Here is a 14641-nt window from a genome sequence, read left to right on the forward strand (position 1 = left end):
AGCCTCTTCGTCGTCAGATCTCGAGCGCCGGGTGCAGGCGGTCGAGGGTCCAGGTGCGCATGCGCCCCGCCCGCCAGGCGCTGATCGCCAGCGACGCTAGCAGCAGCACGCCGAGGTAGACCACCGCGAACCAGAGCCGTCCGTCGACCCCGCCCGTGATCGTCTGGCGCAGCCCGTCCACGGCGTAGCTCATGGGCAGCAGCGGGTGGATGGCCTGGAAGAACGCGGGCGTGGTCTGCACCGGGTAGGTGCCGCCCGAGGACGCGAGCTGGAGCATGAGCAGCGCCAGGATCGCGACCTTGCCCGCAGCCGGGCCGAGCAGAGCCATGAGGGCCTGCTGGAGCGCGAGGAACGTCGCGGCGACGAGGGTCGTGAACGCGAGCGTCCCGAGCGCGTGGGTCATGTCGAGCCCCACGCCCCAGTGGATGACCGCGAGCATCACGGCGACCTGGGCGAACCCGATGCACAGCGCGGGCAGGAACCCGGCGAGCGTGGCGCGCAGGCCCGAGGCCGGCGTCGCGAGGGCCCGCGAGGGCAGCGGACGCATGAGCAGCCACGTGATGAGCGCGCCCACGAACAGGGCGAGCGGGATGAAGAACGGCGCGAAGCCCTCGCCGAAGCCCTCGGCCTCGGCCAGGTCGGTGTCCGCGACGGTCACGGGGGCCGCGATGACCTCGGCGCGCTGCTCGCGCAGGGCCGTGCCGTCGTCGGGGATGGCCTCGGAGCCCTCGGCGAGCTTGTCGGTCAGGGTCTGCGCGCCCTCGGTGAGCTGGGCGCCGCCGTCGGCGACCTGCGTCGCGCCGTCGGCCAGGGTGCGGGTGCCCTCGGCGAGCGCGCCTGCCCCGGTCGCGGCGGACTGCGCACCGGTCGCGAGCTGCTGGGCGCCCGAGTACAGGGACGAGGTGCCGGCCGCGAGCGTGCCCGCACCGGACGCGAGCGACGCGTTCCCCGCCGCGAGGTCGGAGGCACCGCCGCGCAGGGTCGAGAGACCGCTGCTCAGGTTCGCGGCACCGGCCGCCACGCCATCGACGCCGTCCCGGACGGTCTGCGCGCCCGAGCCCGGGTGGAGCTGCGCGTCGATCTGCGCAGCGCCGGCCGAGGCCGCCTTGATGCCCGTGGAGAGTGCGGGCAGCCCTGCGGCGACCTGCTGCGAGCCGTCCGCCAGAGCCCGGAGTCCGGCCGCGCTCTGCGCGAGCTCGGCGTCCGAGGGCAGCTGGCCGAGAGCCTGCTTGTTCGCGGCCGCGAGCGCCTGCGCCTGGGGGTCGGTCGAGGCGCCGAGCACCGCGGCGTTCTGCTGGAGCAGCGCGCGGAGCGTCGGGACGCTCCCCGCGAGCGAGGTGACCTGTCCCTGGACCTGCGTGACGCCGTCGGCCACCTGCTGGGCGCCCGCGGCGGCCTGGTCCGCCCCGGCCACGAGGCCCGTCGGGGCCGTGAAGCCCGTGGCGAGCTGGTGCGCGCCGTCGGCGAGCTGGACCATGCCCGACTGCGTCGTGGCCGCGCCGGCCGCGAGGGCCGACGCACCGTCGGCCGCGGACGAAGCGCCTGCGGCGAGCTTCGAGGCTCCGGCGCTCGCGGAGGACGCACCCTGCGACAGGGCGCCGGCGCCGTTCGCGAGCTTGCCCGCACCGGTCACGGCGCTGCCCGCACCGTCGGCGAGCTGGTCGATCCCGGACGCGAGCGTGCCCGCGCCGTCGGCTGCGGTCGTGGCGCCGTCGGCGACCTGCGTCGCACCGTCGGTCAGCTGGCCGCTCGCCGTGGTGAGCGTGAGCGACCCGTCGGAGGCCTGCGCGAACCCGTCACGCGCGCTGCCGAGGCCCACGAGGACCTTGTCGACGGCCTGCGCACCGATCTCCTCGCGCACCGCGCCCTGGACCTGCGTCATGGCGCTGCGTCCCAGGGTCGTCGCGAGGAACGAGTTCGCGTCGTTGTACGTGACCATGAGCTGAGCGGCCTGCGGGTCGTCGCCCGCGGCGCTCGCGATGCCCTCGGAGAAGCCCTCGGGGATGGTCAGCGCGAAGTAGTAGGTGCCGTCCTTGACGCCCTTCTCGGCCGTCGTGGCGTCGACCTGGGCCCACTCGAGGTCGCCCGAGTCGACGAGCTTGGTCGTGACGTCCTCGCCCGCGTTCAGCGTCTCGTCGCCGTCCTCGGACGCGATCGTGGTGCCCGTGTCGGCGTTGACGATCGCGACGGGCAGCTTGTCGAGGTTGCCGGTCGGGTCCCAGAAGGCCCACAGGTACATCGCCCCGTAGAGCAGGGGCACGAAGATCATCGCGCCCACGGCGAGCTTGGGCAGGAGGCCGCGGCGGAACCGCCGCAGCTCCGTACCGGTGGAGGTCCAAGACATCACGAGAGGTGTTTCCGTTCTGTACGTGCGAAGGAGGGGCCCGACGCCGGAGCGTGGGCGGGGCGACGACCGTCGCCCGGGAGGGGTGGGGGTCAGGCCGCGACGAGCTGCGGGCCGGTCGCGAGCCGCACGACGTGCGGGGCACGGCCCCAGCGCATCGCGTCGACCTCGCCTGCGGAGGCGACCGAGCCGACGACGGTCACGCCCGTGGCCGCGATCGCCTCGAGGCGCTCCCAGACGATCTGGCGGCGTGCCGAGTCGTGGACCTGGTCGAGGTCGTCGACCACGAGCAGCTCGGGGCCCTGGGCCATGGCGATCGCGATGCGCAGGAGCATCGCGTCGACCTCGTCGAGGTCCCAGACCATCGAGTCGAGCGCGGGCAGCTCGCGCGGGCCGAACACGGGGCGGGCCGTGCGCTCGTAGACCTCCTGGGTGACCTTGGGCGTCCGGCGGTACCAGGGCGCGAGCCAGGTGAGGCGTTCGCGCACCGAGTCGCCGACCGTGACGGCGTCGTCGAGCTCGTCGATCCCGTGGAAGCCCGCGATCGCCGCGCGACGCTGGACCGCGGTGCGGCGCGCACGACGGCCCGTGAGGCTCTCGCCGAGCACGACGAGCCAGCCGTCCGGGGTGTGGTCGGGGGCCATGCGGCCCGCGAGGGTCAGGAGCAGGCTCGAGCGCCCGGCGCCCTGCGGGCCCTGGAGGACGACGACCTCACCGGCGGGGACCTCGAGGTCGACGGGTCCGTAGACCAGGCCGCGCGGGCCGTGGAGCTGGAGGTCGTAGGCGCTGATCGCGTGCGGGCTCGCGGCGGGGAGCGGCGCGCCGTCGGCGGGCTCGAAGGTCTCGGCGATCTCGCCGCCGTGCGGGCCGCGCAGCGTCATGTCGTCGGCGATGTCCGCGGCGGCGAGGCCGCCCTGCGGGAGGTGCGCGACGGCGTCGGGCACCTGGTGGTTCGTGGTGCCAGGGGCGCCGGCGGGCGTGGTCACGCTGGCCTGCACGAGGTACGTGGCCTCGTCGCTGCCGTGTCGGGCGACGGGCTGGTTCATGGGGGTTCCTCCGAAAGTTCCAGTCCGGCCACTCTTTTAGACTGACCGGTCAGTTCGAAGTTACGCGCCGAGGGGCTCGGTTGTCCACACGACGCCGGACGGAAGGACCCGTGATCCGCGTCACGGGAGCCGCCCTGACCCGCGGCCCGGCCGCTGGCGACACCCCCGCCGATCCCTCCGCGGGGCCCCGCGCAGCGCGCGGCACCGTGGCAGCGGGCCCCCGCCCGGCATACGCTCGTGCCCCGGACCACCCGGCACATCGTCGTGTCGCACCACGAGACGTATCGAGAGGCACACACAGTGAACGACGGCACCGCCGCGCAGCCCGCGCCCACCGGGGCGCACGACGCGCTCCCCCACGTCGTCGTCGTGGGCGGCGGGTTCGCCGGCCTCGCGACCGTCAAGGCGCTCGCCGGAGCCCCGGTGCGCATCACGCTGATCGACCGCCGCGTCTACAACACGTTCCAGCCGCTGCTCTACCAGGTGGCCACGGGCGGCCTGAACCCCGGCGACGTCACCTACTTCCTGCGCGCCCTGCGCCTGCGGCAGCGCAACGTGCGCGTGGTGCACGAGCACCTCGTGGGCCTCGACCCGCAGCACAAGACCCTCCGGCTCCTCAACGACGAGGAGATCCGCTACGACTACCTCGTGCTGGCCAACGGCGTCACGACCAACTTCTTCGGCACGCCCGGCGCCAAGGAGCACGCGTTCGCGATGTATTCCCGCTCTCAGGCGCTCAAGATCCGCGACACCCTGTTCGTCCGGCTCGAGAAGTCCGCGGCCACCCCGGAGACCGACGACGGGCTCCGCGTGGTCGTCGTGGGCGGCGGGTCGACGGGGGTCGAGGTCGCGGGAGCGCTCGCCGAGCTGCGCACGCAGGGCCTCGCCCCGGCGTACCCGGAGATCCACGGCGACGCGTTCAGCGTCAAGATCGTCCAGCGCGGCACCGAGCTCATCAAGCCGTTCCCCGCCAAGCTCCGCACCTACGCGGCGCGCGAGCTCCAGCGTCGCGGTGTCGACCTGCACCTGGGTGCGGGCGTCGCGAAGGTCCTGCCCGACGGCGTCGAGCTCACCGACGGCACCTTCATCCGCTCGGACCTCACGGTCTGGGCCGCGGGCGTGGCCCCGCACGAGGAGGTCTCGCGCTGGAACCTCCCGCTGGGCGACGGCGGCCGCATCCGCGTGGGCGACGACCTGCAGGTCGAGGGCTGGCCGGACCACTTCGCGGCCGGCGACATCGCGATCTCGCCCGCGGGCCTGCCCCAGCTCGCCCAGCCCGCGATCCAGTCGGGCAAGGTCGCGGGGCGCAACATCCGCGCGCTCGTCCGGGGACGCCCGACGACGTCGCTCAGGTACCTCGACAAGGGCACCATGGCCGTCATCGGACGCCGCGCGGCCGTCGCGGACATCGCGGGGAAGCTGCGGCTGACCCGCGGCAGCGCGTGGCTCGCGTGGCTGTTCGTGCACATCATGAGCCTGATCGGGCCCCGCAACCGCCTCACGACGCTCGCGGGCCTCGTGACGCGCTACGGCTTCCCGTTCCACCGCCGCCCGGTGCCGATCGTGGGAGACGTCCCCACGATCCGCCCGCCCAAGGGGTGGGTGCCCGCGGACGGCCCGTCGCCGCTGCCCGAGGTCACGCCGAACGACTGAACCGCGTGACCCGTCCGCCGACAATGTCACCGACCAGTCCCCGTCCCGGCAAGGAGCTCTCCATCTCGCACGACTCGACCCCCGAACCCCAGGCTGCGGCTCCGGGCCAGCCGGATGCGGCCCCGGACCAGGCCCCCAAGGTGGTCCGGTCGCCCCGGAGCCACGCCCTGCGCGTGCTCGTGTGGTTCGTGCTCATCGGCGGGCTCACCTACGTGGTCATCCCGGAGATCAGCGAGATCCCCCGGATGGGCAAGGCGCTGCGCGACGCGCAGCCCGCCTGGGCGATCCTGGCCGTGCTCTTCGCCGCGACCGGGTTCTTCGCGGCCGCGGCCTCGCTCGCGGCCTGCTCCCCGATGCACCTGCCGTTCCTGCGGACCACCCGGGTCCAGCTCGCGAACGCGTTCGCGGGCACCGCGACGCCCGCGAGCGTTGGGTCGCTCGCGCTCAACGTCCGCTACCTGTCGAAGTCGGGCATGAGCACCGCGCTCGCGACGGGCACGGTCGCTCTCCAGAGCATCGTGCAGGTCCTGACCCACCTGGTGCTCCTGAGCATCCTGGCGCTCGTCGCGGGGCGCAGCATCGACCACCACATGCCGGGCTGGGCCCGGTGGGCGTTGCTCGCGGCGGTCGTGGCGGTCGTCGTCACGGTCGTCACGGTGCTCGTGGTGCCGCGGTTCCGGCACGCGGTCCGCACGTACGCGCGCGACGACGTGCTGCCCGCGTTCCGCCAGCTCGGCGGGCTCGCGAAGGACCCGCGCCGGCTCGGCCTCTCGATCCTGGGTGCGATGGGCACCACGCTGTCCTCGGCCGCGACCCTGTGGGCCTGCCTCCTCGCGCTCGGCGGCGGCAACGACCCGATCGCCGCGGCGTTCTCGACCATGGTCGGGCAGACCCTCGCCTCGGCGGCACCGACCCCGGGAGGCGTGGGCGTCGTCGAGGCCGCGCTCACGGGCGGGCTCGTGAGCTTCGGGATCGCGTCCGCGATCGCCCTGCCGGCAGTCCTGCTCTACCGCCTGATCTCGTGCTGGATCCCGGTCCTGATCGGCTGGATCACGCTGCGCCTGCTGCAGCGGGAGGACGTGGTCTGACGCGACCCGCCCGACGGCGCCGCGCCCCGGGAGGTGCGCTCCGCCGTCGGGCGTGGGCCTTCCGTGCGACGATCAGCGCCGACGGATGCCCTGCGCGAACACGTCCAGCACGGCCAGGATGCCGTCGTGCTGCCAGATGCGGTTGCGCTGCCGGCCGGTGCGCTCCTGGAGCACACCTGCGTCGGAGAGCTGGACCAATGCGCGCTGCGCGGTCACAGCGTTCATCCCCAACCTGCCGGTCAGGAACGCCGCGTTGACGACGGGGTGGGCGACCAGGTGGGGCACGACCTTCCAGGCCGCAGCTTGCGGACGCAGGTTCCCCAGCTGCTCCTTCGCCTGCGAGATCTGCGCCCCCAGGTCGTCGACGAGCCGCGCACCGGAACGTGCGGCGTAGCGACCGGCCCGGGCGAACTGCTCGACGATCGGCCGGGCGTCGCCCTCACGATAGGCCGTGAGCGCGTCGAAGTAGGCCTCGGTGTCGACCAGGAGTCCCGCCGAGACGGGGGCCGTGGTGTGTCGGACCGTCCCCTTGGAGCGGAGCAGGGCGTGGACGAGAGCGCGCCCCGTACGTCCGTTCCCGTCAGCGAACGGGTGGATCGTCTCGAACTGCGCATGAGCGACAGCAGCCTGGGCCAGGACGGGGAGATCGTCCCGGTGCATGAAGTCCACCAGGTCACGCATCGCAGGTGCGACCAGCTCGGGCTGAGGGGCGACGTGCGAGGCTCCTCGCGGGCTGATGCTGCTCGTCCCCACCCAGACCAGACCGTCGCGGTATCGACCTGCGTGCTGCTCCCCGCCGCGCTGGCCCGAGAGGAGCTCGTGCTGCATGGTGAGGATCGCGGACTCGTCCAGCCTGTCGGCCAGCGCGAGCGCTGCCTCCATCGCGCGCACGTTGGCGACGACGGTCTGCGCGTTCACGCTGGTCGACTGGTCGATCTCGGCGAGTGCGAGCTGCCTGGCCCCCACGGTGAGGTTCTCGATCTGCGACGACGACGCCGACTCGGTGCGCAGCAGCACCGACGCCATGGGCCCGAGTGCGGGGCTGTCCACGCCGAGCACGGTGCGTGCGTACGCGTCGAAGCGCGTGAGCTCGGTGGTCGCCACCTCGACGTCGGCGGCGAGGTCGTTCGGGACGTCGGGAGCCAGGTCGGCGATCTCCGCGGGGACCGTCGACGTGTACGGCCCGGACCCGGCCGTGACCTGGGCCCGGGTGGACAGCCCGTCGTCCTCCGCCACCCAGACGTGTTCCTCGTGGCCGACCGGTGCGAGCACGAGGGGCGTCCGATCTGTCGTCATATCTCCATGGTACTTACAGTTCAACCAAAACTGTAAGTAAGTGAAGCGGCTTGATCACAGTTCGCCCGACGGCGCCGACCCCGGGAGGTGCGCTCCGCCGTCGGGCGTGGGTCGTCCTGGCGGGCCGCTACTCGCGGACCGGCGCGCCCGACGGGAGCGCGGACACTTCCTCGACCGGCACGTCCTCCTTGCGGCCCAGTGCGCTCGGCCACCACATGTGGCGCCCCACGTCGAGGTTCAGCGCCGTGACGAGCACCGAGCGGACCACGAGCGTGTCAAGCAGGACGCCGAACGCGACCGCGAACCCGATCTCCGCGAACGCGACCACGGGCAGCGTGCCCAGCACCGCGAACGTCCCCGCGAGGACCAGCCCGGCCGACGTGATGACCGCTCCCGTCGCAGCCAGCCCGATGAGCGCGCCCCGCCGTGTCCCGACGCGCAGCGACTCCTCGCGCACCCGGGTCATGAGGAAGATGTTGTAGTCGATCCCGAGCGCGACGAGGAACACGAACACGAACAGCGGCAACGAGGTGTCGGCGCCCTCGAACCCGAACACGTACGTGAACACGAGCGCGCTCACGCCCAGGGCCGCGGTGAACGACAGCACCACGGTCGCCACCAGGATGAGCGGGGCCGTGATCGCGCGCAGGAGCAGCGCGAGGATGACGAGCACGGTCAGCAGGATGATCGGGATGATGAGCTGGTTGTCCGCGGACGAGGCGCGCTGGACGTCGAGCGTGATCGCGCTCGCCCCGCCCACCATGGCGTCGGCGTCCGGGACGGCGTGGACCGCGTCCCGGACCCGGTCGACCGTGTCGTAGGCCGCGCGGGAGTCCGGCTCGGACGTGAGCGTGCCCTCCATGTACGCGTAGCCGCCCGCGGACACGGGCTCGGTCACGGTCGAGGCATCGATGCCCTCGGTGCTCGCGAACGCGTCGTGCACGGCTGCCACCGCGGTGGGCGACGAGGCGTCGGCGACGACGACCACGGGAGACCCCGAGCCGGCCGGGAAATGTTCGCTCAGGACCTGCTCGCCCACGATCGAGGGCTGCTCGCCCCGGAACGACTCGGCGCTCGACAGCCCGTTGGCGTCGAGCTGCGTGATGCCCAGTCCCAGCACGGCCAGGACGATCGACGTCACGACCCACACGCGCCGGGGCCGGTGGGAGATGCGTGTCCCGAGCCGCGCCCAGACGCCGTGCTCGGTGGGCTCGTCGTCGCCCAGGTGCGGCACGCGCGGCCAGAACACCCACCGGCCCGTCGCGACCAGCAGCGCGGGCAGCAGCGTCAGCATGACCAGCAGCGCGACCACGATCCCGACCGCCGCGACGGGCCCCAGCCCGGCCGTCGAGCTCATCTGCGCGAACAGCAGGCACAGCATGCCGATCGCGACCGTCGCACCGCTCGCGACGATCGCCGGGCCCGCGCGGTGCAGCGCGAGCGCCATGGCCTCGTGCCGGTCCTCGTGGCGACGGAGCTCTTCCCGGTAGCGCGCGACGAGCAACAGGGCGTAGTCCGTCCCCGCCCCGAAGACCAGGACCGTGAGGATGCCCGCGCTCTGCGCGTTCACGGTCAGGCCCGTCGTGTCCGCCAGCACGTAGATCACGGCCTGCGACACGGTCAGCGCGACCCCCGCCGAGACCACGGGCAGGAGCCACAGCGTGGGGCTGCGGTAGGTCAGCAGCAGGATCACGATCACGACGCCCGCCGCTGCGTAGAGCAGCGTCGAGTCGATGCCCTCGAACGCCTCGGACGAGTCCGCGGCCGACCCTGCCGGACCGGTCACGTAGACCTCCATGCCGTTCGCGCCGTCCTCGGCGGTCGCGCGCAGGTCCGCGACCGCGTCGGCCGCGAGGTTCCACCCCTCGCTGCCCAGGTCGAGCGGGACGACCACCTGGGCGGCCTGCCCGTCCTCGGACGGGATCGGCCCGACGACGTCCCCGTCCAGGGTGTCGAGCTCACCGAACGTCGCGACGTCCTGGGAGACCGCCGCGAGGTCCTCGGGCGTGAGGCCCGACTCGCGCACGTAGACCAGGACCGCCGGGATCGTGTTGGGCGAGGTGAAGCTGCTCGCGACGTCGAGCACCTGGGTCGACTCGGCGTCGGCCGGGAGCCAGGACTTGGCGTCGTTGTCCTGCGCTCCCGTGAGCTTGCCGGCCAGCGGCGCGGTCAGTGCCAGGACGACCGCCCAGAACGCGATGACGACCCACTTGGCGTAACGGTGCGTGATCCAGCCGGCGATGCGAGACATGGGTTCTCCCCGAGACTCCCGGTGCACTTCGGCGCGAGATTCCAGCGCACACCCACGAGGGGGTGGGTGTCAACGGTTCTGATCGCCTGGGCGAGCGGAGCCAACCTGTGGACAAGTGCCTACGTGGGGGGTCGACCTGCTACGAATGGGGCGCCACATTCACCAGAGAGCAGGGGGCGTCTCTGGGTTCGGTCGATCGAGACCACGACGGCGCCCCAGGGGGACGCCAGGACAATGCCAGAAGAGACGATCGCCTCGAACCCTTCGTCCGCCGAGGGAGCGACCACGGGAGAGCCCGCCGGGCATGCGCCACCGCCCACGCTCCCTCTGACCCGTCAACAGCTCACGGCCGCTGCGGCCCGCGCGGGCATCGGCTACGCGGCAGGACTCGTCGTGGCTCTGCTCGCCGTCGTCGCGCTCGGGATCAGCATGGCGACCACCGACGCCTCGTCCTGGAGCGGGGGCAGCGACGTGTCGGTCGACGGACTCGGCGCGGTACTGACGCTTCCGTTCCTGTTCGTCGGCATGGCGCTGCTCGGCCCGCTCAACGCCTCACTGGTCGGCCAGGGATCCGCGAGCGTCTTCCTCGCGCCGCTGTCGATCACCGCCGTCATCATGGCCGGCATCCTGCTGTGGACGGTCGTCCGGCGCCGCACGACCGACGCGGTCGCCCCTCGGGCACCCCGCACGCTGTGGCTCGAGTCCCTCGTGACGGGCGGCGTCCTCGGGCTCGGGGGCGCGATCCTCGCGGCAGTCTTCCGCTTCTCACAGAGCACGGGCGACGGACTGTTCCAGTATGCGTTCACGACCGGTGTCAACGCGTTCGGAGTCTTCGCGGGCGGCATCCTCGTGGGCACGACTGCTGCCGCGCTCGGCCTCGCGCTCCGCTCGCCACAGCCGGGGCTCACTGCTCTGGGCATCCCCGTGCCGGCCGTCGTCCGACGCTCGGCCGACGCGCTGCTCGTCGGTGCCGTCCCCGCGGTCGGCCTCACCCTGATCATCCTTCTCATCGCCGGGGTCGCACGGCTCGGCCTGGGTGAGACGATCACCGGCGTCCTGACCGTCCTGCCCAACGTCCTGGTCCTGGGACTGGGTGTCGCCTCGCTCGGCGGCATCCAGGCGAGCGCTTCTGGAGGCGGCGCCGCAGCGGGGTACGTCGCCACGCTGTCCAGCGAGGGCGTGCCGGCCTGGGCCTGGCTCGCCGTCCTGATTCCCGTCATCGCGGTCGTCGCCGCCGGCACCCGCTTGCGCCTCGTCGCACGCGACCCCCTGCCCTGGTCGGCCGCCTGGGCGACCCCCTTGGTCCTCGCAGCGGTCACGCTGCTCGCCACCCTCGTGTCGGGGGTGCGCGCTGTCGGGAGCGCGTCCGCAGGACTCCTCGGCTCCGCAGCAGGCGAGGCCGCACTGCATCTCGCCGTCTGGACGGCTCTCGTCGCCGCAGCGTGGGGTCTGCTCGTCGAGGTCGTGGCCCGCCGGTTCGCCCCGTGGGTGGTCGCGGTGCTCCCGCCTCGACTGGTGAACCTCCTGTCGACCACCCGCACCACCACCGAGCCCCCGGGTGGCAGCGACAGCGGCACCGCAGGTGACGGTACCGCCCCTCCCGCGCCTGCCGTCCAGAGCGCCCCGTCCGGAGCCGACCCGCACCCCGGGGCGGACGACGTGCCTGCGGGCTCGGCGCCGTCGAGCCTCCCCACCACTCCCGAGGCGGGTCCGCCCACGCTCCCGGCCGTCGACCGCAAGAAGGCGCTGATCGTCCTCGGGACCGTCGGCGCAGGGATCATCGTGGTGGTCGGCGCCGCCGTCGCACGGAACGTCGTCGCGAGCACCGTCTACTCCCCCTCCGCCCCCGTCGAGGCCTATCTCGACGCCCTCGAGCGCGGCGACGCCCAGGCTGCCCTCGCGCTCGCCGACCCGGACGTGCCCAACAGCGAGCGCACCCTGCTCACGAACGACGTGTACGGAGGGGTCGCGGAACGGCCGACCGGCGCCACGATCACCGACATCGAGCGCTTCGAGGACATCGCGACCATCACCGCCACCTACGACCAGGAGGGCCGGAAGTCGACCCAGACGTTCACGGTCCGCCGCACGGGAGCAGAGCTCCTCGTGTTCGACCGCTGGGAGCTCGTCGCTCCGGAGGTCCCCGTCGTCGACCTCGCATCGGTCGCGAACCAACAGTTGGGCACCGTCGTCGTGAACGGCGTGGACGTCGACCTGGCGCCGAGCGGCTCACCGGCGTTCCGCGCGCTCCCCGGCCGGTGGGAAGTCACACTGCCCGACGTCGGAGAGCTCCAGAGCGCACCCACGCTGACGTTCACCGTCGGCGGGCCTGGGGACGTCTGGTCCGACGGGCCCGATGACGAGGTCCTCGGCTACTCGTTCACGTCGGAAGCGCTCGACGCGGCCGAGGCAGCGGCTCGGGCAGACCTCGACGCATGTGTCGCCTCACCCGAGGCCGAGCCCGAGGGGTGCGAGCTCGCGGACTTCTCCTACCGTGCCGACGAGGTCACGGGCGCTGCGTGGGCAGTGACGACCGACCCGACGTTCACGGCGACGGACGACGGGCCGTCGATCACCGTGGAGGTCCGGGACGGCCAGGTCACCCGCACGGGCACCATGCCCCCTGGCGGCGGATGGTTCGCCGAGACCGAGCCCACCCCCTACAGCTACGAACGGGACCTGCGCTACTCGACGACCTACGTGATCGGCCAGGACGGAAAGCTCGTGATCGGCGAGGGCATCTGGGACTGGTGACCCGCGCCCCACGCCACGTCGAGAACGAGGTTGCGGTCGTTCTGGGGCCCAGAACGACCGCAACCTCGTTCTCGGCGCCTCAGGGGTCAGGCGGTCCGCTTCCGGAGCCACGACCGCACCCCGTACACCGCCACGATCACGCCCACGAGCACCACGGTCGAGACGAGCTGGACGCGCGCGGCGTCGTCGAACAGCATGAGCACCACGAGCCCCGCCAACCCCGCCAACGTCGCCCACGTGAGCCACGGGTACGCCCACATGCGCAGCGTCATCCGGTCCGCGCCGCCCGCTGCGGCCTCGAGGCGACGGCGCAGCCGGAGCTGGGACACCGCGATGAAGACCCAGACGACGAGCAGCGCCGAGCCCACCGCGTTGAGCAGGATGCCCAGGACCTCGCCCGGCAGCAGCCAGTTGAGCCCCACGGACACGAGGCCGAAGAACACCGAGAGCAGCACCGCGACCCAGGGGACCCCGGTCGGCGAGACCTTGGTCAGCGCGGGGTGGCCGTCGCCGCGGCCCGCGAGCGAGAACGCCATGCGCGAGGTGCCGTAGACGTTCGCGTTGAACGCCGACAGCAGCGCCACGACCACCACGGCCTCCATGAGCCGGGCTGCGCTCGGCAGCCCCGCGAGGTCGAGCACCGCGACGAACGGGCCGCTCAGCAGCTCGGGGGCGTCCCACGGCAGCACGAGCGCCATGATCGCGACCGCGCCGACGTAGAAGAAGAGGATGCGCCACACGATCGAGCGCGTCGCGGTGACGATCGCCTTCTGCGGGTCGCGCGCCTCGGCCGCGGCGATCGTCACGATCTCGATACCGCCGAACGCGAAGACGACGACCAGCAGCCCGGCCGCGATGCCCGGCAGCCCGTTCGGCGCGAAGCCCGCGAGCGAGGCAGGGTCACCGAAGATGTTGGTCGTGCCCACCGGGTCGGTGCCGGGCAGCCAGCCCAGCACGAGCAGGACCCCGATCACCAGGAACGCGACGATCGCCGCGACCTTGATGAACGCGAACCAGAACTCGAACTCGCCGAAGTGCTTGACGCCCCACAGGTTCACGACCGCGAACACCGCGACGAACACGAGCGCGACGACCCACTGCGGCACGCCCGGGACCCACCCGGAGACGATCTGCGAGGCCCCCGTGATCTCCGCACCGAGCACCATGATGAGCGTGAACCAGTACAGCCAGCCCAGCGTGAAGCCCGCCCAGCGCCCCAGCGCGGTCTCGGCGTAGACGGAGAACGACCCGCTCGACGGCACGGCCGCGGCCATCTCCGCGAGCATCCGCATGACGAGGATCACGAGCAGCCCGGCGACCGCGTACGAGACCAGGACGGCTGGTCCGGCCGTCGCGATCCCGACGCCGCTGCCGAGGAACAGCCCGGCACCGATCGCCGAGCCGAGGCCCATCATCGTCAGGTGGCGGGTGCGTAGGCCGTGCGCGAGCTGCTCACCCTCGGGGGCGAGGGGCGCGGGCGGGTGCGTGGCGCCGTCGGGCAGGGAGGAGGACGAGCCGTCAGGCGTGCCCGACGGCGAAGGTGCGTTGGTCATGGGGGTGCGGTCGTTCCGTGGTCGAGGAAGGACGCCGAGGCGGCGACGTTCCACGGTACCCGCGGACCCGCCACCGGCTCGACGCCGCTGCGCCCTGGGCGAACCGACCACGCACAGTTGCCCGGAGCGACATACGTTCGAGGGGTTCGTCCGTCAGCCGACCCTGGAGGTAGCACGATGAAGGTTCTCTACACCGCCGAAGCACTCGCCACCGGAGAGGGCCGCAACGGCCACGTCCGCTCGACCGACGGGCGGGTCGACCTCGACGTCGCCGTGCCCAAGGAGATGGGCGGCAGCGGCGACGGGTCCAACCCCGAGCAGCTCTTCGCCGCGGGCTACGCGGCCTGCTTCCACTCGGCCCTGCTGGGCGTCGCGCGCCAGCGCAAGATCTCGGTCGCGGACTCGGCGATCGGTGCGAGCGTCTCGATCGGGCCGCTCGACGCCGGCGGCTACACGCTCGCGGTGCACCTCGAGGCGAGCCTGCCCGGCGTCGAGCGCGCCGTCGCCCAGGAGCTCGTCGAGGCAGCGCACCAGGTCTGCCCGTACTCGAACGCGACGCGAGGCAACATCGACGTGACCGTGGCGGTCGTCGAGGAGTAGCCCGCCCGATCCCCCAGCAGGCGGCCCGCCCCTCCTCGGTGCACGGTGGAGGGAGC

Annotated in this window: 9 protein-coding genes; 4 read left to right on the forward strand and 5 right to left on the reverse strand. The window is 72.8% G+C overall.

The features are described 5' to 3' along the window. Positions 1 to 13: 13 nt before the first annotated feature. Positions 14 to 2344 (reverse strand): YhgE/Pip domain-containing protein, encoded by a 2331-nt coding sequence (locus H9641_RS12520; RefSeq protein WP_191804243.1) that lies wholly within the window; start codon positions 2342 to 2344, stop codon positions 14 to 16. 92 nt (positions 2345 to 2436) lie between these two features. After that, positions 2437 to 3390, reverse strand: coding sequence for an ATP-binding cassette domain-containing protein (locus H9641_RS12525; protein WP_225220414.1), 954 nt, complete (start codon positions 3388 to 3390; stop codon positions 2437 to 2439). A 300-nt stretch (positions 3391 to 3690) separates the two neighbouring features. On the opposite strand from H9641_RS12525, the gene H9641_RS12530 reads away from it, so the two are divergent. Further along, positions 3691 to 5043, forward strand: coding sequence for an NAD(P)/FAD-dependent oxidoreductase (locus H9641_RS12530; protein WP_191804245.1), 1353 nt, complete (start codon positions 3691 to 3693; stop codon positions 5041 to 5043). Between the two features lie 23 nt (positions 5044 to 5066). Next, complete coding sequence (locus H9641_RS12535) at positions 5067 to 6131, forward strand: lysylphosphatidylglycerol synthase transmembrane domain-containing protein (RefSeq protein WP_191804247.1); 1065 nt, start codon at positions 5067 to 5069, stop codon at positions 6129 to 6131. Between the two features lie 72 nt (positions 6132 to 6203). On the opposite strand, the gene H9641_RS12540 is transcribed toward H9641_RS12535, so the two are convergent. Then, positions 6204 to 7427 (reverse strand): Fic family protein, encoded by a 1224-nt coding sequence (locus tag H9641_RS12540; RefSeq protein ID WP_191804249.1) that lies wholly within the window; start codon positions 7425 to 7427, stop codon positions 6204 to 6206. A gap of 127 nt (positions 7428 to 7554) precedes the next feature. Beyond that, positions 7555 to 9678: an MMPL family transporter gene (locus tag H9641_RS12545; protein ID WP_191804251.1), complete on the reverse strand. Its 2124-nt coding sequence runs from the start codon at positions 9676 to 9678 to the stop codon at positions 7555 to 7557. Positions 9679 to 9912: 234 nt separating this feature from the next. Here H9641_RS12545 and H9641_RS12550 point away from each other — a divergent pair, with 234 nt between their 5' ends. Then, positions 9913 to 12432: a hypothetical protein gene (locus H9641_RS12550; protein WP_191804253.1), complete on the forward strand. Its 2520-nt coding sequence runs from the start codon at positions 9913 to 9915 to the stop codon at positions 12430 to 12432. An 86-nt stretch (positions 12433 to 12518) separates the two neighbouring features. Here H9641_RS12550 and H9641_RS12555 read toward each other — a convergent pair whose 3' ends face one another. After that, positions 12519 to 13985 carry an amino acid permease gene (locus tag H9641_RS12555; RefSeq protein WP_191804255.1) on the reverse strand — a complete coding sequence of 489 codons (1467 nt, stop codon included), beginning with the start codon at positions 13983 to 13985 and terminating at the stop codon, positions 12519 to 12521. Positions 13986 to 14162: 177 nt separating this feature from the next. On the opposite strand from H9641_RS12555, the gene H9641_RS12560 reads away from it, so the two are divergent. Next, positions 14163 to 14585, forward strand: coding sequence for an organic hydroperoxide resistance protein (locus H9641_RS12560; protein ID WP_191804257.1), 423 nt, complete (start codon positions 14163 to 14165; stop codon positions 14583 to 14585). Positions 14586 to 14641: the final 56 nt, after the last annotated feature.

The organism is Oerskovia merdavium, assembly GCF_014836755.1.
Classification (GTDB): domain Bacteria; phylum Actinomycetota; class Actinomycetes; order Actinomycetales; family Cellulomonadaceae; genus Oerskovia; species Oerskovia merdavium.